The sequence below is a fragment of the Streptomyces sp. NPDC007901 genome, assembly GCF_042959465.1.
Taxonomy (GTDB): domain Bacteria; phylum Actinomycetota; class Actinomycetes; order Streptomycetales; family Streptomycetaceae; genus Streptomyces.
This window is the reverse complement of record NZ_JBIBKW010000012.1, coordinates 200,039-223,797: the sequence shown is the minus strand read 5'-3', so window position 1 is coordinate 223,797 and position 23,759 is coordinate 200,039. Positions and strand designations below refer to the sequence as shown.

At 69.6% G+C, this 23,759-nt stretch carries 18 protein-coding genes; 11 read left to right on the top strand and 7 right to left on the bottom strand.

From position 1 onward, the window contains the following. Positions 1-35: 35 nt before the first annotated feature. A complete protein-coding gene (locus ACFZDK_RS34235; protein WP_390977882.1) occupies positions 36-1,583 on the bottom strand; it encodes an ABC transporter substrate-binding protein in 1,548 nt (515 codons plus the stop codon). Positions 1,584-2,324: 741 nt separating this feature from the next. Between ACFZDK_RS34235 and ACFZDK_RS34230 the strand changes: the two genes are divergently transcribed. Next, a complete protein-coding gene (locus ACFZDK_RS34230) occupies positions 2,325-4,814 on the top strand; it encodes a family 78 glycoside hydrolase catalytic domain (protein ID WP_390977880.1) in 2,490 nt (829 codons plus the stop codon). Between the two features lie 172 nt (positions 4,815-4,986). On the opposite strand, the gene ACFZDK_RS34225 is transcribed toward ACFZDK_RS34230, so the two are convergent. After that, on the bottom strand, positions 4,987-5,910 hold the full coding sequence (locus ACFZDK_RS34225; RefSeq protein ID WP_390977878.1) for a zinc-binding dehydrogenase: 924 nt from the start codon (positions 5,908-5,910) through the stop codon (positions 4,987-4,989). Between the two features lie 118 nt (positions 5,911-6,028). Here ACFZDK_RS34225 and ACFZDK_RS34220 point away from each other — a divergent pair, with 118 nt between their 5' ends. Continuing rightward, on the top strand, positions 6,029-6,406 hold the full coding sequence (locus ACFZDK_RS34220) for a MerR family transcriptional regulator (RefSeq protein WP_093790033.1): 378 nt from the start codon (positions 6,029-6,031) through the stop codon (positions 6,404-6,406). A 28-nt stretch (positions 6,407-6,434) separates the two neighbouring features. Here the strand turns inward: ACFZDK_RS34220 and ACFZDK_RS34215 are convergent, their stop codons facing one another. Then, on the bottom strand, positions 6,435-7,214 hold the full coding sequence (locus ACFZDK_RS34215) for an IclR family transcriptional regulator C-terminal domain-containing protein (protein ID WP_390977875.1): 780 nt from the start codon (positions 7,212-7,214) through the stop codon (positions 6,435-6,437). Positions 7,215-7,368: 154 nt separating this feature from the next. Here ACFZDK_RS34215 and ACFZDK_RS34210 point away from each other — a divergent pair, with 154 nt between their 5' ends. Genes ACFZDK_RS34210 through ACFZDK_RS34175 form a run of 8 tightly spaced genes read left to right on the top strand, consistent with a single transcriptional unit; the run spans position 7,369 to position 17,256 of the window. Continuing rightward, positions 7,369-9,453, top strand: coding sequence for an acetoacetate--CoA ligase (locus ACFZDK_RS34210; RefSeq protein WP_390977873.1), 2,085 nt, complete (start codon positions 7,369-7,371; stop codon positions 9,451-9,453). A 21-nt stretch (positions 9,454-9,474) separates the two neighbouring features. Further along, entirely contained in the window at positions 9,475-11,295 is a 1,821-nt protein-coding gene (locus ACFZDK_RS34205; RefSeq protein WP_390977871.1) for a PEP-utilizing enzyme, read from the top strand. A gap of 28 nt (positions 11,296-11,323) precedes the next feature. Next, positions 11,324-12,418 carry a PEP/pyruvate-binding domain-containing protein gene (locus ACFZDK_RS34200; RefSeq protein ID WP_390977869.1) on the top strand — a complete coding sequence of 365 codons (1,095 nt, stop codon included), beginning with the start codon at positions 11,324-11,326 and terminating at the stop codon, positions 12,416-12,418. Continuing rightward, positions 12,415-12,918 (top strand): biotin/lipoyl-containing protein, encoded by a 504-nt coding sequence (locus ACFZDK_RS34195; protein ID WP_390977867.1) that lies wholly within the window; start codon positions 12,415-12,417, stop codon positions 12,916-12,918. The genes ACFZDK_RS34200 and ACFZDK_RS34195 overlap by 4 nt, the downstream gene beginning before the upstream one ends. Then, positions 12,915-14,315 (top strand): biotin carboxylase N-terminal domain-containing protein, encoded by a 1,401-nt coding sequence (locus ACFZDK_RS34190; protein WP_390977865.1) that lies wholly within the window; start codon positions 12,915-12,917, stop codon positions 14,313-14,315. The genes ACFZDK_RS34195 and ACFZDK_RS34190 overlap by 4 nt, the downstream gene beginning before the upstream one ends. Further along, positions 14,308-15,783, top strand: a complete 1,476-nt coding sequence (locus ACFZDK_RS34185; RefSeq protein WP_390977863.1) for a biotin carboxyl carrier protein — start codon at positions 14,308-14,310, stop codon at positions 15,781-15,783. The genes ACFZDK_RS34190 and ACFZDK_RS34185 overlap by 8 nt, the downstream gene beginning before the upstream one ends. After that, positions 15,764-16,660 (top strand): HAD family hydrolase, encoded by an 897-nt coding sequence (locus ACFZDK_RS34180; protein WP_390977861.1) that lies wholly within the window; start codon positions 15,764-15,766, stop codon positions 16,658-16,660. The genes ACFZDK_RS34185 and ACFZDK_RS34180 overlap by 20 nt, the downstream gene beginning before the upstream one ends. Beyond that, positions 16,657-17,256 carry a biotin transporter BioY gene (locus ACFZDK_RS34175; RefSeq protein ID WP_390977859.1) on the top strand — a complete coding sequence of 200 codons (600 nt, stop codon included), beginning with the start codon at positions 16,657-16,659 and terminating at the stop codon, positions 17,254-17,256. Before ACFZDK_RS34180 ends, ACFZDK_RS34175 begins: the two co-directional genes overlap by 4 nt. A 110-nt stretch (positions 17,257-17,366) precedes the next feature. Here ACFZDK_RS34175 and ACFZDK_RS34170 read toward each other — a convergent pair whose 3' ends face one another. The 3 genes from ACFZDK_RS34170 to ACFZDK_RS34160 all read right to left on the bottom strand — a co-directional run bounded on the left by ACFZDK_RS34170 (position 17,367) and on the right by ACFZDK_RS34160 (position 19,799). After that, entirely contained in the window at positions 17,367-18,665 is a 1,299-nt protein-coding gene (locus ACFZDK_RS34170) for an MFS transporter (RefSeq protein WP_390978082.1), read from the bottom strand. Between the two features lie 76 nt (positions 18,666-18,741). Then, positions 18,742-19,137, bottom strand: a complete 396-nt coding sequence (locus ACFZDK_RS34165) for a cupin domain-containing protein (RefSeq protein ID WP_390977857.1) — start codon at positions 19,135-19,137, stop codon at positions 18,742-18,744. A gap of 11 nt (positions 19,138-19,148) precedes the next feature. Continuing rightward, the gene (locus ACFZDK_RS34160) at positions 19,149-19,799 is read right to left on the bottom strand and encodes a TetR family transcriptional regulator (protein WP_390977854.1); all 651 of its coding nucleotides are present in this window, start codon (positions 19,797-19,799) and stop codon (positions 19,149-19,151) included. A gap of 116 nt (positions 19,800-19,915) precedes the next feature. Between ACFZDK_RS34160 and ACFZDK_RS34155 the strand changes: the two genes are divergently transcribed. Next, positions 19,916-22,705, top strand: coding sequence for an FAD-linked oxidase C-terminal domain-containing protein (locus ACFZDK_RS34155; RefSeq protein ID WP_390977852.1), 2,790 nt, complete (start codon positions 19,916-19,918; stop codon positions 22,703-22,705). 104 nt (positions 22,706-22,809) lie between these two features. Here ACFZDK_RS34155 and ACFZDK_RS34150 read toward each other — a convergent pair whose 3' ends face one another. Beyond that, on the bottom strand, positions 22,810-23,697 hold the full coding sequence (locus ACFZDK_RS34150) for a fumarylacetoacetate hydrolase family protein (RefSeq protein WP_390977850.1): 888 nt from the start codon (positions 23,695-23,697) through the stop codon (positions 22,810-22,812). Positions 23,698-23,759: the final 62 nt, after the last annotated feature.

Sequence of the window (23,759 nt, the reverse complement as noted above, 5' to 3'; positions counted from 1 at the left end):
TCGCTGCACTTCCTCGTTCTTTCGCCGGCCGCCTGTCAGGCGGCCGGCTTGAAGCTCCGCAGATACGGGACGACGCTGCCCAGGTACGGCCGCGCGGACGTCGTCTTGTCCGTCGCGTAGAAGTTGGTCGGCAGCACCCACGGGCAGAACCAGGCCTGCTCGACGAGGAACTCGTTGGCCGCCTGTGCGTTCTCGGCGGCCGCGGCGCCGTCGAGTACCTGGGCCTTGTCCAGCAGCGGCTGCAGCCGGGGGTCGGCCGTGTGGGTGACGTTCCAGACCGCCTCGGGCGCCACGGTCTGGACGAGGTCCCACAGCGGGGTGCGCGACTCCATGAAAGTGAAGAAGATCGGGTACTTGCCGCTGAACAGCGCGGGGAGGACCTGGTTGGCGGCTATCTTCGCCTGCTTGGCCTTGATGCCCAGCAGTCCCAGCTGCTGGGTGATCAGCGGCGTGGCGAACTCCAGGCCGGGGATGACGGGGAGCTCGAAGCTGAAGCCGTCCGCGTAGCCGGCCTTCTCCATCAGCTTCTTGGCCTTCGCCACGTCGTACGCGTAGTGGTCGACCATGCCGGCCAGATAGGCCGGGCTGCCGTCGTGGAAGATCTGGTTGGTGACCTTGCCCTGGCCCTGGAAGAGCGCCTTCAGGATCGCTTGGCGGTCGAAGACCATGTTGATGGCCCGGCGCACCTCGACATGCTTCAGCGCGGGGATGACCTTGCCCTCCGGGTCGCCGAGGAAGAGCCCCGCCCAGTTCACCTCGTTCTTCAACAGGGTCAGGCCGGACGACTGGACCTCGGTCGTGGTCTGCGAGCTGATCGGAGCGGCATTGATCTGACCGGACTTGAGGGCGTTGACCCGGGCGGTGATGTCGGTCATCTGCCGCATGACGATCTTGTCGTAGGCGTACGCGGTCTTGTTCCAGTAGTCCTCGTTGCGCACGAAGGTGTAGGTGGAGCCCGTGGTGGTGGCCGCCGCGTCCAGCTTGTACGGGCCGGAGCCGACGGGAGTGGTGTCGCGATTCTTGGCGGTGTGCGACTTCGGGCTGGAGATGATGCCCGGGGCCAGGCAGAGGAACGTCGGCAGCAGACCCTTCGGCTTCGGTGTGGTCAGCACCACCGTCGAGGCGTCCTTGACGGTGACGGTGACGTCGGCCAGACGGCCGGCGTCGGAACCCCCACCATTCTTCATGTGCTCAAGCGAAGCCTTGACCGCGGCCGCGTCGACTGCCGTGCCGTCGCTGAACCTCATCCCGGAGCGGATCACGAGGGTCAGTTCCGTCTTGTCGTCGTTGAACGTGTAGCTCTCGGCCGCGTTCGGGGAGACGGTGCCGTCGGGCTCGTATCTGAGCAGCGTGTCGAAGCATGCCTGCCAGGGCAGGACGAGGGAGAAGGCGCTCTGCTGCTTGGCCGGGTCGAACGAGCCGTAGGCCATGTCGAGCGCCAGGCTCAGCGTCGTCGATCCGGCCGTGCCGCCGGTACCGCTGCCGGTCGCGCTGGTGCAGCCGACCGCCGATCCCGCCACGAGGGCCCCGAAGCCGAGTCCCAGCATGCCCTTGCCGAACGAGCGGCGATCCATGCCCACCATGAGATACTCCTTTGCATTGGTAAACGTATAGAAGAAGGTTGACGAGGTCGGGTCGGACGGGTGGGGATCGAAACCGCCGACGGCGGCCCACCTGGCGGATGCCGGGAGGCACCCGAAGCGAAAGACGGGACCGGCGGCAGGGCAGGGCGGTGCGCCGGCCTGCCCTGCCGGGCGCCACAGCAACCCGTTGAGGGTGCCGGTTCGGGCTCAGGCTGCTTGGCGTTCGGACATGAGGGGTCCCCTGATGCGGCGAAACGCGATAGCGAAACGTGGGCGACCCGGACGAGCGGACGCGCCGCTCGCGGACCTGTCGGCCCCACCGACAGCTCGCGCTCAGCCGATCCTGCCGGTGCGAGATGTGGCCGTAACGTAGCCGCCCCAGCGGACACAGGCAAGCCCTCTTCGTGAAACGTTTTAACCTCTCAGGCTGCAATGCGGCCACCGTTCAGGCACCGAATGGAGCGCGCCAGAGTAGGCGTTTTCCAGCCACATGAGCCTTCAACAGGCCCCCAAAAGCCGCGCCACGAGGGCAATCATCGACACGTCGACGGGGTGGGGGTCTGGACATACCTCCACACCCTCCGTCATGCCGACGGGAACGCGTGAATCGATTCAGAGCCTGGATTCCGTTCGGCCTTCCTCCCTGCAAAGCCCTGCCGCGTCCCCTACCAACTAGTTGGGAGGTGTGCTCTACTGTGCCTGCTTTACCTGTCCTGACGAGGCTGTCCTGAAAGGTGCGCCATGCACGCTGCCGTCCCGTCTCCCTCGCGCACCTCCCCCGTGGTCCTGCGGGACCCGTCCTGGCAGGGGCACTGGATCGGGCCGAAGGCGCAACAACCCGAACTGGCGGGCTTTGGCCAACCGGTCTCCCGCGCCCCGTTCGGCCGGTATCTGTTCCGCACGTCGTTCACCCTGACTGCTGTGCCGGGCTCCATACCGGCCCGGATCACCGCCGACGCCCGCTACGTCGTCCACCTCAACGGAGCGGAAGCCGGGCGCGGCCCCGTACGTTCGCAGCCTCGGCGGCTGCACTACGACGATCTGGATCTGGCGCCGCTCGCACGGCAGGGCGAGAACACCCTGGTCGTCCTGGTCACCTACTACGGCCAGGCCAACTCCTTCTGGCAGCCCGCCGTCGCGAACGCGACCCTCGGCCGGGACGCGGTGCTCGTCCTCGAAGCGGATCTCGGTGACCGGCTGCTGGTGACGGACGACACCTGGCAGGTGCTGGACCCCGGCGCCTGGCACATCGCCGCCGCCGAAGGAATCGACGGCCTCCCCGTCGAATGCCTCGACGCGCGCAAGCTCCCCCACGACTGGAAGACCGGATCGCCCGACGCCGCTTGGCGCTCCGCGCACATCATTCCCGCCCTCCACATGGGTGCCCTGGCCCGCAGTCGGCCGCCCACCGACCCCTACGGGCCGCTCCTCCCCCGCCCGATCGGACCGCTCGGCGGTGCCCGGCTCACCCCGACCATGGTCGCGGCCGCCCCGCCGGCCGAGGCCACGGACCATCCTCATCCGGTCGCCCGAGTCCGCGCCCACCTCGGCGATCCGTCGTGTCCGGCTCCCACCACGGCCGTGTTCCCGGTGGAACTGGCTCCCGGCCCGGGCAAAAACCAGCACCTGGTCGTCGACATGGGGCGGATCGTCTGCGGCTTCCTGACGGTTGACCTGGACGCACCTCGGGGCACACAGGTCGACCTGATGTACCGGGAGTCACCGCACAGACCTGGTGTGCCGGAGCCGATGTCGTCCCCGAACACCGGTGCCCGATACACCGCCCGTGGCGACGCGGACCGTTTCGAGGCCCTGGAGGTCAATGGGTTCCGCTATCTGCACGCCCTGATCAGCGGCGACGGCCCCGTCCGCGTCAACGGGATCGAGGTGCGGGAATACCTCTACCCCCGCGCCGGGAACGCGTATTTCCGCAGCAGCGATCCCGAACTGAACGCCCTCTACACGGCCGGGGTACGCACCGTGGAGCTCAACTCCCACGACGCCTTCACCGACTGTCCGACCCGCGAGCAGCGCGCCTGGGTCGGGGATGGCGTGGTGCACCAGATGGTGCACCTGACCACCTCCACCGACTGGCAGCTCGCCCGCCGGTACGTGGAACTGGGCAACTCACCGCGCCCGGACGGCATCCTGCCGATGAGCGTGGTCGGCGAGATCGAGCAGAGCGGTGGTACGACCATCCCGGACTGGTCCCTGCACTGGCTGCACGGCGTCCACAACCTCTACCGCTACACCGCCGACCGCGACCTGCTGGCGGAACTCGCCCCCACCGCACGGCGGATTCTGGCCTGGTACCTGCCCCACCTCACCGGCGACGGCGTACTCAGCGACGTACCCGAGTGGAACCTGGTGGACTGGTCGAGCGTGTTCGCCACCGGCGCGAGTTCCGTCGTCACCGCCCTGTGGGCGCGGGGCCTGCGCGAATACGCCGACATCAGCGTCCTTCTCGACAACCACGGCGACGCGGCCTGGGCGAACGGCCTGTGGGAGCGGGTCCGCGACGGCTTCGAGATGTTCTGGGACGAGCGGCGCGGAACCTACCTGGACCACATCGTGCAAGGCACACCTCAGCCCGCGACCTCCCAGGCGGCCGGCGCCGCCGCCATCGTCTCGGGTCTCGCTCCCACGCACCGCCACCAGCGGATCATCGACCGCGTCATGGACCCCTCCCGTCTGGTCACCCGGTCCTGGATCGGTGGCGACGGCGGCTACGACGACCGGAAGATCGGGGACGAACTGCGCGGTGTCCGGCGCGTCGACTGGGACGCCGAGGAAGAAGTCGTCCGGGCCCAGCCGTTCCTCAGCTACCTGGTCCACGACGCGGCGGCCGTCGCCGGAAGAACCGCCGAGCTGATCGGAGCGATACGTGACTGGAGCGTCTTCCTCCGCGACGGCTACGACACCTTCGGTGAGTGCTGGGACTGGGGATCACCGGTCCACGGCTGGAGCTCGACCCCCACCCGTGACCTGGTCACCCACGTCCTCGGCGTCACCCCCGGCGAACCGGGCTTCGGCCGTGCCCGTGTCGCCCCTGCCTACGGCCTGCTGGAACGGGTCGAGGGCGCGGCGCCGACTCCGGCGGGCCTGCTGTCGGTCGCATTCGACGCCGCGGGCATCGAGGTGGACAGCCCGTTGCCGTACGTACTGGTGCTGCCCGACGGGCAGGAGCGGCGGCACGGCGCCGGGCACCTCCGGCTGGCCTTCACAGTGTGAAACCTCAGGTCACCCTGTGTTGGTCGCTGCCTGCTGCGCACGGGTGCGAGAGAGGCGGTATGAGTCGGTTCCGGTCTCGGTGAAGTTACTGCCGACGGTCAGCCGGTCCAGGATTCCCGCGCGGAAGAGACTGCGCTGACGAACCACCCCTTTCGTCGCACCGCCCCCATGGTCAGCCGATCTCAAGCACGATCTTGCCGCGGACCCGTCCGGTCTCGCTGAGGCGGAAGGCGTCGGCGGCCTCCGCCAAGGGCAGCACACGGTCGATGTGGACGGTGAGCCCGCCGGCGTCTGCGAGGCTCGCGAGGGTGGCGAGGTCCGAGGGATCGGGCTGCGTCCATACCTGGTGTCCGCCGTGCTGAGTCACCTCGGGGTCGACGATCGAGGCGACCCGGGAGGGGTCCTTCAGCAGTTCCTGGGAGACAGCCACGGCGTCACCACCCACGCAGTCCACGGCGGCGTCCACACCCTCGGGAGCCAGCTCCCGCACGCGCTCGGCCAGGCCATCGCCGTAGACGACGGGTTCGGCGCCCAGGGAGCGCAGGAACTCGTGGTTGCGTTCGCTGGCCGTACCGATGACCCGGGCGGCCCTGGCCACGGCGATCTGCACGGCGACGGAACCGACACCGCCGGCCGCCGCGTGCACCAGGACCGTCTCCCCCGACCGGGCACCCACCCGGGACAGCGACTGCAACGCGGTGAGCCCGACGAGCGGGAGGCCGGCCGTCTGCTGCCAGGTCAGCGACGCGGGCTTGCGCGCGAGGGTGTGCACGGGTGCGGCGACGAGTTCCGCGTAGGTGCCGTGCTGCACCTGCTCCGTCCGGACGTAGCCGAAAACCTCGTCACCGGCGGAGAACTCCGTGACGCCGGGGCCGACGGCCTCGATCACGCCCGCGACGTCGAAGCCCGGCACCAGCGGAAGGCTCACCTCCAGGATCGAGTCGAGGTGGCCGGCGACGACGTGCCGGTCGACCGGGTTGACCCCTGCGGCCTTCACCCGTATCAGCACCGATCCGGCACCGGGCTCCGGCTTTTCGATCTCCATCAGTTCCAGGGCCTCGGGGCCGCCGTAGCGCCGGGCGACAACCGCTCGCATACGCCTCACCATTCCTCTTGATCCATGACGCCCGGGGCTCGGGCACGACCGTTACGCTAGAACCTCACAGTGGTGTCAGGGGCAAGGCCCGTGTCGAGGGTCACAAGGTGGGGGCGACATGCGGATCGGCGAGCTGGCATCGCGTTCCGGCGTCAGCGTCCGCTCCCTGCGTTACTACGAGGAGCAGGGTCTGCTCACCAGCACCCGCAGTGCCAGCGGACAGCGGCACTACACGGACATCGACGTGGAGCGGGTCGAATTCGTCCAGCGGTTGTTCGCCGCGGGGCTGTCCAGCCGTACGATCACGGAACTGCTGCCGTGCGTCGACGCACCCAGTGAGAGCAACTCCGACGCCGCGCTGGAGCGCATGGAGCAGGAGCACGACCGGTTGACCCGGCACATCGCCGACCTCGTCCGTACTCGGAACGCACTCGACGCGCTGATGACCACTGCCCGAGCCCATCGCGAGGCGCTGCGGGTGGCAGCGGTCGACTGACCTACGGCGCCGGATGCGCCATCGGGCCTCACGCGCCCGCGGCGGGGCCGCCCAGTCGTCGTGGGGCCTCTGCCGCGACCCCTTCCTCGATCCGGCGCACCGCGTCCTGCAGGTCATGCAGGTGACGACGCGCCACTTCCTGTGCGGACATGACCGTCCTGCGCCAGGTCACGTTGACGCACCCCAGCACCTCTCCGTGCACACGGATCGGAACAGCGATCGAGTTGCGTCCGTCGAAGTCGTACTCAGGTGCCCGCACGCTGTACCCCCGTGACCGAGTGGTCGCCAGCAGGCGGCGCAGCCATTCAGGGTCGTGGGCGTACTCGTTCCCGGGCGCGTCGTGTTCGCGGAGGCGGCGCAGGACCGCTTCCCGCTCTCGTTCGGGAGAGAAGGCGATGTAGGCCCGGCCCGAGGCCCCGAGCAGCATGTGCGAGCGGAAGCCGATGGGGGCGACGGGGACGACCTCGTCGAAGTAGGCCTTGGGGCTGTTCGTGTCGATCGTCTCCATGTAGTCCAGGCGCGGCACGGTCAGCACGGAGGGCCACATCACGCGTTCGCACAGCTCTTCCAGAACCTGCGACGCCAGTTCGCCGAGCCACTCGGCGTCGTCGTACGGGGCGCGCTGCGGTCTGAGGCTCGCGATGAACGCCCCGTCGGCCAGCCGCTGCCACACCAGGTCCTGCTGGTTGCACGTGTGAAGGATCCGGAGCAGCGTGGCCTTGGGGATGCCGGTTACCTGATGCAGATCGTGGAGGCTCGCGGCACGCATCTCCTGAAGGACCCGCAGCACCTGAAGCCCGCGTTCCAAGGAGCTGATCGTTTTCACCTGGTAGTTCCGCATGGGACCTGCTCTCACCTGCGGAGATGTCCTATCGATTTCACTGGGTGAAAAGTTAGCAGGCGATGGTTGCCTGGGCCATGGCCTGTCGTGGACCGTTCGCTTCGTGACGCAAGGAGGCGACATGGCCGTCGAGGCAGCAGCGAGCTCACCGGTCCCTGATTCGAGGCCCGGCACGGCCGACGAGCCCGTGATGGTGGCAGAAGGCGAGCTGCTGTGGACGCCCGGCCCGCAGCGGCTTGCCGAAGCGAACATGACGGGCTTCCTGGACTGGCTGGTCCGCGAGCGCGGGCAGCGGTTCGACGAATACGACGAGCTGTGGCGCTGGTCCGTCACCGACCTGGAGGGTTTCTGGGGTGCGCTGTGGGACTACTTCGGCATCCGGTCAGTGACGCCGTACTCCGCGGTGCTCGGCAGCCGGGACATGCCGGGCGCGCAGTGGTTTCCCGGAACCCGGCTGAACTATGCCGAGCATGTTCTGCGCCACGAACGCCCCGGGACCGACGCCTTGCTGTTCTGCTCGGAGGGCGCTGCTCCGGCCGGGTTGCCGTGGGAGGATCTCGCGGGCCAGGTGCGCATCCTGGCGACCCGGCTGCGCTCGCTCGGGGTACGTCCTGGCGACCGCGTCTGCGGCTATCTCCCGAACGTGCCGCAGGCCGCGATCGCGATGCTCGCGACGACGGCCGTGGGCGCGGTCTGGGCGAGCGTCTCCCCGGACTTCGGATCGCGAGGTGTGGTCGACCGGTTCGGCCAGCTGCGTCCGAAGGTCCTGTTCTGCGCCGACGGCTACCGCTACGGCGGGAAGACCTTCGACCGCCGGGAGGAGGCACGCCTCATCGCCGAGGCCCTGCCGGGCCTGGAGCACGTCATCCACCTGCCCGGACCCGGCGACGGGGACACCCGGCCGGTCGTCGACGGCGGCCTGCGGTGGGAGGAGGTTCTCGACCACCCGCCCGTGTCGGCCGAGGACTTCGCGTTCGAGCATGTTCCCTTCGACCACCCGCTGTGGGTGCTCTTCTCGTCCGGTACGACAGGGCTGCCCAAAGCGATCGTGCACGGCCACGGCGGCATCCTGCTGGAGCAGCTGAAGCTGCAGACCTTCCATATGGACCTGCGCGAGGGCGACCGGCCGCTGTTCTTCACCACCACCGGCTGGATGATGTGGAACTTCCTGATCAGCTCCCTGCTGGTCGGGGCCTGCCCGGTGCTGTACGACGGGAACCCGGCCCATCCGGAGCCGGATGTGCTGTGGCGGATCGCGCAGGACGCCAGGACCACCTTCTTCGGCGCCAGCCCGGCCTATGTCGACCTCATGAGCAAGTCCGGCATCGTGCCCGGCGAGCGCTACGACCTGTCGGCCCTGCGCACGGTCATGCCGGCCGGTTCACCGGTGTCGCCGCAGTGCACCGCCTGGTTCTACCGCAACGTCAAGGCGGATCTGTGGGTCACCACCGGCAGCGGCGGCACCGATTGCTGCACCGGCTTCGTCGGCGGGGTGCCCACTCTCCCCGTGTACGCCGGTGAGATGCAGGCACGGTCCCTCGGTGTCGCGGCGTACGCGTACGACGAGAGCGGTCACGAAATCGTCGACGGGGTCGGCGAGTTGGTCATCACCGAGCCCATGCCGTCCATGCCGGTGACGTTCTGGGGTCCGGACGGGGACGAGCGGTACCGCCGCTCGTACTTCGAGGACTTCCCCGGTGTCTGGCGGCACGGAGACTTCTTCAAGGTCAACACGCGCGGTGGCTGCTTCGTGCTGGGCCGGTCCGACGCCACGCTCAACCGGCAGGGTGTGCGTATCGGCACCGCGGAGATCTACCGCGTGGTCGAAGCCCTGGACCAGGTCGCCGCGGCCTTGGTCGTCAGTCTCGACCTGCCGGACGAGAAGTTCTTCATGCCGCTGTTCGTCGCCCTCGATGAGGGCGTGGCCCTCGACCCCGGTCTCGAGGACACGATCCGCACCCGGCTCCGCCAGGAGTACAGCCCCCGGCATGTACCAGACAGGATCATCCAGGTCCCGGCCGTCCCGACCACCCTGACCGGCAAGAAGCTCGAGGTGCCGGCGCGCAGGATCCTGCTCGGCACACCCGTCGAGCAGGCGGCCGACCGCAGCACGGTGGCCGACCCCCGCGCGCTCGACGCCCTCGCCCGGTACGCCCGTACCCAGCGCGACTACCCCCTGACCGCTGCCGCCATCTCCGCCATCTGAGCCGCATCCTTGGAGAGCACCGTGAACGATGCCAGACCCGCCTCCTCCTTCCCGCTTCCCTCAGAACTCACCGACGTTGCCGGCGCCGAGAACTGGGCGTCGATGTACCCCTACTACACCCGGTTCCAGCCCGAGGACGACCAGCGGTTCTGGTTCTACAACGCGATGCACTTCCCCGAGCCGATGCCCGCGTTCGACGCCGTCACGGCGGAGACGCCCTACACCGCCCTCGGCGCCAACACGGCACGCATGTTCGTCTTCCCCACGACGCTCGGCATCGAGCACCGCATCGTCAACGGTCGGGTCTACATCACCGCGAACCCGGTCACCGATCCCGAGGAGATCCAGCGCAGGCTCGCGGTGTTCAGCGAGCGGGCCGGGCACTACTACGAGAACTGGGACGAGCTCTACCAGGGCTGGGTCACCCGCATCACCGGGCTGATCGACGAGGTGCAGCGCATCGAGGTGCCCCGGCTGCCCGAGTTCGAGGACCCGGACGTCGTCTTCCAGGCCAAGGGCGTGCCCCAGAACCACTACGTGCGGGAGAACTACCACCGGCTCCTGGACCTGTACTCCAAGATGTGGCACCACCACACGGAGTTCCTCATGCTCGGATACGGCGCCTACGTGGTGTTCTTCGAGTTCTGCAAGACGTCGTTCCCCGAGATTCCCGACCAGGACGTGGCCCGCATGGTCGCGGGGATCGACGTGATCCTCTATCGCCCCGACGACGAGCTGAAGAAGCTGGCGAAGCTTGCCGTCGAGTACGGCGTCGACGATCTGTTCGTCGAGGGCTGCGACCCGGACAAGGTACTGGCCGCACTCGCCGCCTGCGGGGACGCTGGCCAGAAGTGGCTGACGGCCCTGGACGACGCACGGGAGCCGTGGTTCAACATGTCGACCGGCGCTGGTTTCTATCATCACCACCGCAGCTGGAACGACGACCTCACGGTGCCGTTCGCGGCGTTGCCCGGCTACGTCGACCAGGCACGGCGCGGCGAACTGCTCGACCGCCCCACAGAACAGCTCAGGACGGAGCGCGAACGCATCGCCCAGGAATACCGCTCCCTGCTGTCCGGCGAGGACGAGCAGGCGGCCTTCGACCAGATGCTCGGTCTGGCCAGAGCCGTGTTCCCCTTCATCGAGGACCACAACTTCTACTGCGAGCACTACTTCACCACGAAGTTCTACGGGAAGGTCCGCGAGTTCGGTGAGCTGCTGTGCGACCAGGGTGTCCTGGCCGACACCGAGGACATATTCCAGCTGAGCCACACCGAGGTCGGCCAGGCCCTGACCGATGTGATGCTCGCCTGGGCGGCAGGAACCAAGCCCGTCGGGTCGGCCCGGGTCCAGAGAATGGTCACCGAGCGGAGAGGGATGCTGAAGACCCTCGCGGGCTGGTCCCCGCCGCCGGCGCTGGGCCCCGTCCCCGAGGCGCTCAACGACCCGGCGGTGCGCATGCTGTGGGGCATCACCGCGGAGACCATCCAGGCCTGGTCGACACCGGCGGTGGCGGGCGACCACGAGGTGCGTGGGTTCGCCGCCTCGCCGGGCGTGGTCGAGGGCACCGCCCGGGTGCTGATGAGCGCCAACGACATCGGCCAGGTACGGGAAGGCGAGGTGCTGGTCTGTCCGGTGACCGCGCCCAGTTGGGGGCCGGTCTTCGGCAAGATCGCGGCCGCGGTCTCGGACATCGGCGGCACCATGTCGCACGCGGCGATCGTGGCCCGCGAGTACGGGCTGCCCGCCGTCGTCGGCACCGGACACGCCACCAAGCGGATCACCACGGGTCAGCGGCTGCGGGTGGACGGCGACCGCGGCATCGTCACCATTCTCGACTGACCTCCTCGACCACGCAGGGAGCACCACGATGGACACCTCACCCCTCGTCCGCCGGTTCGGGGATCTCCGGCTCACCGACCGGCCCACCGTCGGCGGCAAGGGCGCCAGTCTGGGCGAACTCACCTTCGCCGGCGCCCCCGTACCGCCCGGCTATGTCGTGACCACCGCCGCCTTCGAGGCCTTCCTCCACGTCCTCGACCCGGGCGGCGAGATCCGCGCCCGCGTCGAGGCTCTGAACGCCGAGGACACCGAGGCGATCGCCCGCGCGACCGCGCCCATCAGGGAGCGCATCGAAGCGGCCGAGCTGCCGGAGGAGGTCGCGGCAGCGATCCGGGACCGCTACCGGGACCTGGACAGCGAGTCCGACACCCCCGGTGAGCCCGCCCCCGTCGCCGTACGCTCCAGTGCCACCAGCGAGGACGCGGAGGACGCCAGCTTCGCCGGGCTCCAGGACACCTACCTGTGGGTGCGCGGCGAGGGCTCCCTGGTGGAGCACGTCCGGCGTTGCTGGGCCAGCCTCTACAGCGTGGAGTCGGTCAGCTACCGGCGGCGGCTGGGCCTGCCGGAGCAGGACCTCTCGATGGCCGTCGTCGTCCAGCGCATGATCGACCCGCGCTGCGCCGGTGTCATGTTCACCCGCAGCCCACTCACCGGAGACCGATCCGTCGTGGCTCTCGAAGGGTCCTGGGGCCTGGGATCGGCACTCGTCAGCGGCGATGTGACGCCCGACAAGTACGTGGTCGGCAAGGTCACCGGGGACATCTGCTCCCGTACAGTATCGGCGAAGCTGCGCCAACACCGGATGGACCCCAGCGGGGCCGGAGTCGTCGAGGAGGACGTACCGGAGTACCTGCAAAGCGAGCCCTGTCTGTCCGACACGGAGATCCACGAACTGGTACGGATCGGCCGGCAGGTCGAATCCCACTACGGGACCCCGCAGGACATCGAGTGGGCGATCTCCCGCAACCTCGTGCCCGGTCACAACATCTTCCTGCTCCAGAGCCGCCCCGAGACGGTATGGGCGAATCGTGAGAAGGCGCCGACGGCCGCACCCAAGGCCAGGGCGTTCGACCACGTGTTGTCGCTGCTGGGCGGAGCCGGCAAAGGCGGAGGCACCCCGTGAGCCTGACCGGCGAGGACGTCCAGGACATCCTGCGGATCATCGACGACATGGACGTCGATCGCCTCCAACTGCGCACCGGCCGGTTCGAACTCTCGCTGCGCCGTGCAACCGACGGCGAGTGGACACAGTCCGCCCGTACGACTGCCGAGCCGGTGCTGGTCGATCGTGCAGCGCGGGAGCAGCCGGCGGACGGGGGCGGAACCCCACCGGACAAGCAGGCGGTGTCCGCCCGTGAAGGCCTGACCGAGGTACGTACGCCGTTGCCGGGAGCCTTCTACCGCGCGCCGAAGCCCGGCGCACCGCCCTTCGTCCAGACCGGGGACGAGGTCACCGAGACCACGGTGGTCGGGATCGTCGAGACGATGAAGTTGATGAACTCCGTGTACGCCGGGGCGAGCGGCACGGTGGCAGAAGTCGCTCTGGCCGACGGTGACTTCGTCGAGCAGGGCGCCGTGCTGATGCACATCGACACGACGTCCGCAGGGGCGGCGACGCCGTGATCCTGCGACGTGTCCTGATCGCCAACCGGGGCGAGATCGCTCTGCGGATCCTGCGTACCTGTCGGCGGCTCGGCATCGAGTCGGTGCTCGCCGCCTCCGACGCCGATCTCGCCTCCGTACCCGCCCGGCTGGCCGACCGGGTGGTCCGCCTCGGCCCTCCCCCGCCGTCGGCCAGTTATCTGGATGTGGACGCCGTGCTCGCGGCGGCGAAGACCGCGGGAGTCGACGCCATCCACCCCGGCTACGGCTTCCTCTCCGAGAACCAGCGGCTGGCCCAGGCCTGCGCCGAGGCGGGCATCGTGTTCATCGGTCCCACCGTCGAGCAGCTCGCGGCCGTCGGCGACAAGTTGGAAGCCCGTCGGCACGCCATCGCGGCCGGGCTCCCGGTGGTACCGGGCGGACCGCTCGACAACGCCGGGGACTCCGCGCGACTCGCCGCGGAGATCGGTTTTCCCCTCCTGATCAAGGCGGTCGGCGGTGGCGGTGGCCGGGGAATGAAGCAGGTGCACGACCCGGCCGCGCTGGCCGCCACCATCGACCTGGCCATGGCGGAGGCGGGCGCCGCCTTCGGTGACCCCCGTGTCTACCTCGAACGCTTCGTCGCGACCGGACGTCACGTGGAGGTCCAGCTTCTCGCGGACGGCGAGAACGTCGTCCACCTCGGCACCCGGGACTGTTCCGTGCAGCGCCGCTACCAGAAACTCATCGAGGAGGCCCCCGCTCCCGCCCTCGACCCGGCCCTGCGCGAGGAGATGCACCGCGCCGCGGTGGCCCTCGGCAAGCACCTGGAGTACCGGGGCCTGGGCACGGTCGAGTTCCTCGTCGACGTGGACCGGGGCACCTTCTACTTCCTGGAGATGAACGCCCGTATCCAGGTCGAGCATCCGGTCACCGAGGCCATCACCGGGCTGGACCTCGTCGCCGAGCAACTGGCCGTCGCCGAAGGGCGATCGCTCTCCTTCGGTCAGGCGGACGTCTCCTTCTCCGGCCACGCCATCGAGTGCCGGATCAACGCCGAGGACTGGGCCCGCGACTTCCAGCCGAGCCCGGGGACGGTGACCGAGGCGGTCTGGCCGCTCGGGGAGGGCATCCGTATCGACACCCACCTTCAGGCAGGCGCCACCGTGCCGCCGTACTACGACTCCCTGCTGGCGAAGCTGATCGTCCACGGCCGGGACCGGGACGAGGCGCTGGTCCTGTTGCGCCGAGCCCTCGCCCGATGCGCGATCGACGGGGTCAGCACCAACACCGCCCTGCACCAAGCGGTGCTGGAGGAAGCCGACTTCGCAGAAGGCGGGGTGGACACCGCCTGGTTCACCCGGTTCCTTCGCGACCACCCGGCGACCCGATCGACCGACACCGCCGGATCGGCCACCGGAGGAGGCAGTCATGGCTGACATCCAGCTCGTCGACGTGTCGCTGCGCGACGGCAACCAGAGTCTGTGGAGCGCCACCGGACTGGACACCGGCAAGATCCTCCAGATCGCCCCCATTCTGGACCGCGTGGGCTTCCGGGCCCTCGACTACACCTCCAGCACCCACATGGGCATGGCGGTGCGCACCCACCGCGAGGACCCCTGGGAACGCATCCGGCTCACCCACCGCGCCATGCCGAACACCCCCCTGCAGTTCATCGGCACCGGGCTGCGCTTCATCTCCTGGGAGGTCGCCCACCCCGAGTTCATGCAGCTGGTCTACGACCGGCTGGTGGCCAACGGAGTCGCCCGGTACGTCGTCCTGGACCCCATGCACGACATGGACGCCGTACGCGCGTCGGCGCGGATGATCCGTCAGGCCGGCGCCACCGAGATCGTCGGGGCACTGACCTTCACCGTCAGCGACGTCCACGACGACGCCCACTACGGTGCGCTCGCCGCGCAGATGGCCGCCTGCCCGGACATCGACCGCGTCTACATCAAGGACCCCGGCGGACTGCTGACTCCAGAACGCGCCGTCACGCTGATCCCGGCCGTCCTGGGCAACCTTCACGATACCCCCCTGGAACTGCACTCCCACTGCACGATCGGCCTGCCAGGCCTGACCTACCTCAAGGCCGCCGACCTGGGCGTACAGGCCCTCCAGGTCGCCTGCGGAGCCCTCGCGGGCGGCACGTCCCTGCCCAACGCCCAGCAGGTCGTGGCCAATCTGCGCGAACTCGGCCACACAGTGGACATCGACGACCGGTTGCTGGGAGTGGTCTCGGACTACTTCCAGCAGATGGCGGCGGCCGAGGGGCTGCCCGTGGGTGGCCCCCGGGACTACGACGCGGCGTTCATGCGCCACCAGGTGGCCGGCGGTGTGATGACCACCCTGCACCGCCAGCTCGACGAACTGGGCTTCGGCGACCGCTTCGACGCGGTCATCGAGGAGGTGACCCGCGTCCGCGCCGAACTCGGACACCCGATCATGGTCACCCCCTTCCCGCAGATGGTCTGCACCCAGGCGCTCTACAACGTCATCGGCACCGAACGCTACGAGAACGTCTCCGACCAGGTGATCCGCTATGTGCTCGGCAGCTTCGGCCGCCCCACCGCCCCCGTGGACCCGGAGGTCGCCGACCGCATCCTGCGCCGGCCCCGGGCGAAGGAACTCGCCGCCGAACCGCCCCCGCCCACCGTGCCCGAACTCCGGAGGCGCTTCCCGCGCGGCATCAGTGACGAGGAACTGCTCCTGCGGGCCACCATGCCCGCCGAGCAGGTGGACGCCATGGTGGCGGCCGGTCCGGCCCGGCGGCACTACAACCCCCGGTTGAAGCCCGTGCTCGACCTGCTCCACGGGCTGCGGACGCGCCCGGCAACCCCCGAACTGGTCCTGGACCGGCCCGACTTCCGACTGGAGCTGCACCGTGACCGCCGAACCGGCTGACGAGACCGCCGACCTGACCGACCGTCTGCAGGCGATCAGAGGCGTCGTCTTCGACATGGACGGCACGCTCGTCCTGGGCGACCGACGCAACCACGGGCTCACCCCCCTCCCCGGCGCTCTGGAACTCACCGCAGCCCTCACCGCCCGCGACCTGCCCTGGGTCACCTTCACCAACGGCACCACCCGCACACCCGAGGCATACGCACAGACACTGCGTGAGATCGGCTTCGACCTGCCCGACGACGCCATGCTCACCCCCGCAACCAGCGCCGTCGACCACTTCCTGGCCATGGGCCACCGCAGCGCGCTGGTGCTCGGCGGCGACGGACTGAAGGAGCCCCTGCGGCGGGCCGGCATCGAGATCGTCACGCCGAAGGGAAACCCGAAGGCCGACGCCGTACTGGCCGGCTGGTACCCCGAGTTCACCATGGACGACCTGGAAGCCGCCTGCCACGCCGTCTTCGGCGGCGCCACCCTGTACAGCAGCTCGCAGTCGGTGTTCTTCGCCAGCGCCGCCGGCCGAGCACTGGGCACCTCCCGGGCCATCTGCGCCATGATCAGCAGCGTCACGGGCGTCACCGACCAAATCGTGGGCAAGCCCTCGCTGACCGGCCTGCGCTGCGCCGCGAAACGTCTGGGCGTCGACCCGCACCGCCTTGCCGTCGTCGGAGACGACCCGGAACTGGAGATGACGATGGCCCGGCGCGCAGGTGCCCTCGGCATCGCGGTGACCACCGGTATCCACACGGCGGACCGCTCCGCCTCGCTGCCGCCCGAACAGCGCCCGCATCTCACCGTCGCCGGCGTGGGCGAGCTCACCGACCTGTTGCCCACATCGCGCCCCCACCCCTCCGAGAACGGATCCGTACCGGCATGACCACCATGACCGCCGTCCTTCGGCCGAACGACCGCCCAGGGGTCCTCGCCGACCTCATCCCCGGATCCGCCCTCCTACGGGACACCCTTCTAGTCGTCGGCGGCGCGGGCATCACCGGCCTGTGCGCCCAGATCTCCCTGCACACCCCGCTCAGCCCCGTGCCCTTCACCCTGCAGACCCTCGCGGTCCTGTTGGCCGGCACCGCGCTCGGCACCGTTCGCGCGGCGACCGCCATGCTGCTCTACCTCGCGGCCGGTACCGCGGGAGTCCCCTGGTTCGCCGGCCACACCCACGGCCCGGGCGGCCCCGGCTTCGGATACATCATCGGCTTCGTCCTCGCCGCCGCCCTCGTCGGCGAACTCGCCCGCCGCGGCAACGACCGCGGCATCCTGGGGACCATCGGACTGATGACCTTGGGCAACGCCGTCATCTACCTGGCCGGAACAGCGTGGCTGGCCGTGGACCTGCACCTCGGAGCCCAGCGCGCCATCGCCCTGGGCGTCACCCCGTTCCTCGTCACCGACGCGCTCAAAACCACCCTGGCGGCAGGACTGCTGCCGCTCGCCTGGCGAGGCGTGGCGTTCCTGCGGCGCTGACGCACTTCGCCCGCGGGCGTCGGCGCGTACGTGCCACCGCGCCATCCAACAGGCTCCAGCGCCGTCGACGAACGCCAGGTGATCTGGGGCGAGCACGGTGCCGTCTGCGGTTACGCCGAGCCCACGTCGTCGGCCGTGGCGGGTACGTCGGCATCGACGGCGCGCCTCCCGGCCGAGCCCCCGGTGTGGGCCCCGGTCTCCACCGCGGGGGCCAGGAAGGCGGCGCATACGACACAGGCCAGAACGACGAGCATGGCGGGGCGCAGGCCGACGTGGCCGCCGAGAAAACCGAGTCCGGGCGGTCCGACGAGAAAGGCGACGTAGCCGATGACGGCGACCAGACTGACCCGGGCCGTCTGGTCCGGGCCGGACTCCCCGGCGGCCGAGAGCGCGAGAGGAAAGCCGAGCGAGGCGCCCAGCCCCCAGAGCAGGACGGCGGCTCCGGCAAGGACAGCGTTGTCGGAGACGATGACGATGAGCAGGCCGAGCGCACCAGAGAGGGCACTGGCGCGGACGACGACCGTGCGGCCGAAACGGTCGAGGAAGAAAGTGCCGCCAAAGCGGCCCAGCGTCATCGCGGCGGCGAACCCGGCGTAGACGAGGGAGCCCGATGTGGCGTCCATGCCGTGTCCGTCGACCATCAGCAGCGGCAACCAGTCGTTGGCCGACCCCTCGGCCAACGCCATGGCCAGCACGATCGCGCCGATGAGCAGAAGCCGCCCGTCCTTCCACACCGCCGGGCGACGCTTGCCCACGCCGCCCTCGTGCGGCTCTTCGGGCGCGGCACGACCGGTGCCCGGCGGGATGGCGCGTGCCGCGTAGACGAGGAGTCCAGCGGCGAACAGGACGATCGCCGCCAGGTGCCAGTGCACCGGTACGCCGGCCGCCGTCGCCGCCATGCCCGCCCCGGCGCCCAGCACAGTGCCCAGGCTGAAGCAGCCGTGCAGCGCGGGCAGCGTGGTCCTGCCGCCGACCCGCTCGACATCCGTGCCGTCGACGTTCACCGCGACGTCGCCGACGCCCAGCCCGGCGCCGAAGGCGCACAGGCCCGCGGTCACCATCGGCGCCGAAGCGGAGGCGCTCCCCCAGCAGATCACGGCCATCCCCGCGATGAGGAGCCATGTCCCCCAGACGATGACGGGCCGCGTCCCGAACCTGGACACCAGCCGCCCCGAGCAGGAGATACCCGCCATCGAGCCGAGCGACAGCCCGAACAGCACCAGCCCCATGTGCGCGGTGGAAAGTTCCAGCCGGTCGCGGATCGCGGGCGTACGGGTCACCCATGAGGACATGGCGATCCCGGCCAGCAGGAAGAGCAGGAACAGCGCGTGACGCCGCCGCCGTACGGCCTGATCCATGAGAACACTTCTCCGTCCGACGTGGGGCGGCTCCCGGCCGGGGCTCGACACCCCACACGCGGCCGGGATAAATGTACATGCCATTTCACCACGACAGAGAGCGCTTTCAGCGCTGAGGTGCAGCGCTCTACGAGGCGGATCCGTCCTTGCCCTCCGCAGGCGGATCCAAGCGCGTGTAGGCGTGCACGCGGCTCTCCAACCCCTGTGGGTTCGGAGCGTAGACGGCCACCATGCGGGCGTACTCCGGTGCCCAGTAGCGGCCGACACTTCCGGCCGGCACCCGGACCACGTCGCCCGTGACAGCCTCGACGGTCTCACCGTCACAGGCGACGAACAGGTGGCCTTCCAGCACGTAGTTGAACTCGTCGTGCGGGTGCTCGTCCGTCCATGACTCGCTCCGCAGTTCCCACTCCATCAGGGCGACTCCTGGCCGAGGACCCTCACCCGGGGGCACGAAGGCGTGGCCTTGGGGCCGCCCTTCCCGGCGAACGAGGGGACTGGAGGGGTACTTGTCCGGCGCCATCGTCTGTCCCTTCAGACCTTGGCGACTTCCAGCAGGGCGAGGGTGGCGCTGTTCGCCTTCTCGGCCAGCGGTACGAGCGACCGCCGCTTGCCGTCCCACATGGCCCAGCGGTTCGCGCCTTCGAGGACCGTCATCACGAGCTTGACCTGCTGGACCGAGGCGCCGAAACCCATGTCCTCGGCCGCGGCCCGGTAGAGCGCCTCGTACAGATCGACCCAGGCGTCGACTTCGTGGCGGAGCGTCGGCGGCAGGAAGTGGACGACCTGGTCGGTCGCCACCAGCAGGTCCCACAGGTTGCTCTCGGGAAGCTCGATCTGTCGGGTCAGGTGCACGTGCACCATCCGGCGCCAGCCCTCCCTGGCGTCCGTGATCCCTCGCACCTCGTCGAGTACGGCGGCACCGAACTTGTAGAAGTGCCAGCGAAGGGACTCGGCCACGATCTCGTCGCGGCCGTCCGGGAAGTGGTTGTACAGGCTCGGGGCCTTGATGGACATCTCCTTGGCGATCATCCGCATGGTGACCGAGTTGAAGCCGTTCTCGGTGGCCAGCCGGAGGAACACCTCCAGGATCGCCCGCCGAGAGGCGCTCTGCCGACTCCAGTCGAGCTCTCTGAGATGCTTGTCGAACTCCTCGACCGCGCGGGGCCACCGCTCCTCGGCCACTGACTCCTCCTTCACCTGCTTGCACCGCCGTGCGGCGCCGGAAACTACCTTACGTTAGTCAGGATCATCCGTGACGCCGCAGTAGCGAAGCTACCTTACGTTAGTTAGTGTGAGGCATGCCCGTTGACGCACAGCACGACCTCGCCGCCGCTCTTCGCACTGCGGGAGTCGAGTTCGACGACTCGCCCCTGACACGAGCTCTGTACTCTTCCGACGCGAGCCTCTACCGCGTCGTCCCGTCCGCGGTCGTGAAAGCGCGCCGCGAAGACGACGTGATCGCGGCCCACGAGGTGGCGCGTGGACTGCGGATGCCGGTGACAATGCGCGGCGCGGGCACCAGCATCGCGGGCAACGCGGTTGGCAGCGGCATCGTCATCGACACCCGTCGGTTCAACCGGGTGCTCGACATCGACCCGGTCGCGCGCACTGCGCGAGTGGAACCGGGCGTGGTGCACGCGGATCTGCAACGCGAGGCTGCCCTTTACGGGCTGCGGTTCGGACCGGACCCGTCCTCCCACAGCCGCTGCACGGTCGGCGGCATGATCGGCAACAACGCCTGCGGTTCGCGGGCGCTGGGCTACGGGCGGACGGTGGACAACGTCGAGTCGTTGCGCGTGCTGTACGGAAACGGCGAACTGTCCCTGGAACAGGGCGGCCGGGTCGGCGGCGACACCGCAAGACGGCTGGCGGCCGTCGGGGATGCCCACCTGGCCCATCTGCGTACCGAATTCGGCCGCTTCGGCCGCCAGGTCAGCGGCTACGGACTGGAGCACCTGCTGCCCGAGCGGCGCCGCTTCGAACGGTTCCTGGTCGGCAGCGAAGGGTCGCTGGCCACGGTCCTTGAGGCGACCGTCCGGCTGGTCGACGACCGGGTCGAACGCAGGATGCTGGTGCTCGGATACCCGACGATGGCCGAGGCGGCCGATGCCGTGCCGGCGCTGCTCGCCGCGGCGCCGGGCCGGCTCGTCGCGTGCGAGGGCATGGACTCGCGCATCGTGGATCTGGTGCGGACCACGGGTTCGCCGGTCCCTGATCTGCCACGGGGCCAGGGCTGGCTGTTCGCGGAAGTGGCGGGCGAGGACGCGACCGACGCGGTGCGGCGGCTAGTCGCCGCGGCCGCCGCACTGGACACGCGGCTCGTCGACGACCCGCGTGAGGCCGCCGCGCTGTGGCGCATCCGTGAGGACGGTGCCGGGCTCGCCGGCCGGTCGCTGTCCACGCCGGCGTACGGCGGATGGGAGGACGCCGCCGTACCGCCGGAGCACCTCGGTGCGTGGCTGCGCGACTTCCAGGAACTCCTGCGGGCGCACGGCCTGCAGGGCGTTCCGTACGGGCACTTCGGCGACGGCTGCGTCCACTGCCGCATCGACTTCCCGTTCCGGCCCGGCACCCCGGCCTCGGCCGCGGTGTTCCGCGAGTTCATGACCGCTTGTGCGACACGGCTGCGTGACTACCGCGGCACGCTGTCCGGAGAGCACGGTGACGGCCGGGTCCGCGGGGAGCTGTTGCCGTTGATGTACAACGAAACGTCCCTGTCCCTGTTCCGGCAGGTCAAGACGGTGTGCGACCCGGACGGCCTCCTCAACCCCGGCATCATCGCCGACCCGGTTCCGCTCACCGACGACCTGCGCCCGGTGCGCCCCCAGGCGCCGGTGCGTCCCGGTCTGCTGCTGGTGCACGACGCCGGGGACCTGGGCGCCGCCGTGCATCGCTGCACCGGCGTCGGGAAGTGCGTGGCCCCGAGGACCGCGGGAGTGATGTGTCCGTCCTATCTCGCCACGAGCGACGAACGGGACTCGACCCGCGGCCGGGCCCGGGTGCTGCAAGAGGCGCTCGACGGCGGCCTGCTGAGCGGCGGCCTGCAGGACCCGGCCGTGGCCGAGGCGCTCGACCTGTGCCTCGCGTGCAAGGGATGTTCGAGCGACTGCCCCAGCGGCGTCGACATGGCCACCTACAAGAGCGAGGTGCTGCACCAGCGGCACGACGTCGCCGGGCTGCGCCGGCCGCGTTCGCATCTGTTCCTCGGGCGGCTCCCGAAGTGGGCCCGGCTCACGGCACCGCTGGCGAAGCCGGCCAACCTGCTCCTGCGTGCCGGACCGCTCGCCGCGCTGGCCAAGTGGGCCGCCGGCATCGACCACCGTCGGTCCGTACCGCGGTTCGCCTCCCCCACCCTGAGAAAGGCGACGGACGCGGCGCACGCGAGGAACACGCCGACCGATGTGTGGATCTGGGCCGACTCCTTCACCGACCACTTCTTTCCGGCCTCCGGCCTGGCGGCGATCCGGTTCCTGGAGTCGCACGGCCTCACGGTCCGTGTCATCCGGGAGGACGCCTGCTGCGGCCTGACCTGGATCACGACCGGCCAGCTCGACCGGGCGCGAACCATCGTCGACCGGACCCTGCGAACCCTTGCGCCCTACGTCCGCAGCGGGATCCCCGTGATGGCTCTGGAGCCGTCGTGTCTCGCGACAATGCGCAGCGACGCGGGAGAGTTGTGCGACGCCGAGGAGGCGGACGTGCTGGCGTCGGGGCTGCTGAGCTTCGCCGAGCTCGTCGAGCGCTTCGACCTGCCGCTGCCCGACCTGACCGGTGTGGAGGTGGTCGCGCAACCTCATTGCCACCACAGCGCGGTCATCGGCTGGGACACCGACCAGCGTCTGCTGGAGAAGGCCGGCGCGACGGTCACCAAGGTGCAGGGGTGCTGCGGCCTGGCAGGCAACTTCGGTGTGGAGAAGGGACACTATGAGGTCAGCGTCGCGGTCGCCGAGACACACCTGCTGCCGGCAGTGCGGGTCCACGCGGACGCGGTGGTGCTGGCGGACGGCATGTCCTGCCGCGTCCAGCTCGACGACCTGGCTCACGTGCCGACGCAGCATCTGGCCGAGTTGTTCGCCTCCCGCGTCTGATGCCCGGTCCTTCCGGCCACCGTTCGGGGCGGCGGAAGGACCTGGCAAACGTCTGCGGAGCCGGCCCGGGGGTTCGGCTCCGCAGAGGGGTGATGCGGGGCAGCTCAGTGGATCTCGTTGCGCAGGGTCCCGACCTTCTCCAGGACGACCTCGACCTTGTCGCCGGGACGCAGCCAGAGGGGAGGGTTCCGCTTCGCCCCGATGCCCTCGGGGGTGCCGGTGGCGATGACATCGCCGGGGCCGAGGGTGAGGAACTGGCTGATGTAGGAGATGACCCTCGCGACCGGGAAGATCATGTGCCTGGTGTTGGAGCCCTGGACTCGGGCGCCGTTGACGAAAGTCTCGATGTCCAGGGCCTGCGGGTCACCGATCTCGTCCAGGGTGACGATCGCGGGCCCGAAGGGCGTCGCCCGGTCCACGGCCTTGCCCGCGAGCCACTGGGTACCGCGGTACTGGAGGTCGCGGGCGGTGATGTCGTTGAGGACGGACAGACCCGCCACGTACGCCAGGGCGTCGCTCTCCTTCACACGGCTGCACTCCTTGCCGATGACGACCGCCAGTTCGCCTTCGAAGTCGAGGTTGTCGGTGACGTCGGACCGGTCGATGGCGTCGTACGGGCCGATCAGACTGCTGGCGAACTTGGCGAACAGATCGGGATGGGCAGGCATGGCACGGCCGGTCTCACCGACGTGGTCCGAATAGTTCAGGCCTACGCACAGGACCTTGAACGGGTCGGTGACCGGCGGCCCGAGCCGCACGGAGTCAAGGCTCCCCACGGGCTTCAGGGCCCCCTCATCGAGGACTCGTCCGATGGCTGCGGCGATCTGAGGCAAGTGGCCGCCGTGTGTCTGGAGGAAGGCGCGGACGGACGGCAGGTCGGAGGAGGCCCTGCGGCCGGCGGCCCAGAGCGCGGCGTTGAGGCTGAACACCTGGTCGCCGTGGAGAAGGCCCGGCTGCCAGCCGGCGCGGGAATCGTAGGAAACGAGCTTCACGTCATGTCCTTCGGGGGTGAGTCGCAGGGCGGTGTGTGTACCGTTCACGGCTGCGCCCTGCC

Coding starts and splice junctions, on each gene's coding strand:
- ACFZDK_RS34235 (WP_390977882.1), bottom strand. CDS start 1,583: ATGGTGGGCATGGATCGCCGCTCGTTCGGCAAGGGCATGCTGGGACTC.
- ACFZDK_RS34230 (WP_390977880.1), top strand. CDS start 2,325: ATGCACGCTGCCGTCCCGTCTCCCTCGCGCACCTCCCCCGTGGTCCTG.
- ACFZDK_RS34225 (WP_390977878.1), bottom strand. CDS start 5,910: ATGCGAGCGGTTGTCGCCCGGCGCTACGGCGGCCCCGAGGCCCTGGAA.
- ACFZDK_RS34220 (WP_093790033.1), top strand. CDS start 6,029: ATGCGGATCGGCGAGCTGGCATCGCGTTCCGGCGTCAGCGTCCGCTCC.
- ACFZDK_RS34210 (WP_390977873.1), top strand. CDS start 7,369: ATGGCCGTCGAGGCAGCAGCGAGCTCACCGGTCCCTGATTCGAGGCCC.
- ACFZDK_RS34200 (WP_390977869.1), top strand. CDS start 11,324: ATGGACACCTCACCCCTCGTCCGCCGGTTCGGGGATCTCCGGCTCACC.
- ACFZDK_RS34185 (WP_390977863.1), top strand. CDS start 14,308: ATGGCTGACATCCAGCTCGTCGACGTGTCGCTGCGCGACGGCAACCAG.
- ACFZDK_RS34175 (WP_390977859.1), top strand. CDS start 16,657: ATGACCACCATGACCGCCGTCCTTCGGCCGAACGACCGCCCAGGGGTC.
- ACFZDK_RS34165 (WP_390977857.1), bottom strand. CDS start 19,137: ATGGCGCCGGACAAGTACCCCTCCAGTCCCCTCGTTCGCCGGGAAGGG.
- ACFZDK_RS34155 (WP_390977852.1), top strand. CDS start 19,916: ATGCCCGTTGACGCACAGCACGACCTCGCCGCCGCTCTTCGCACTGCG.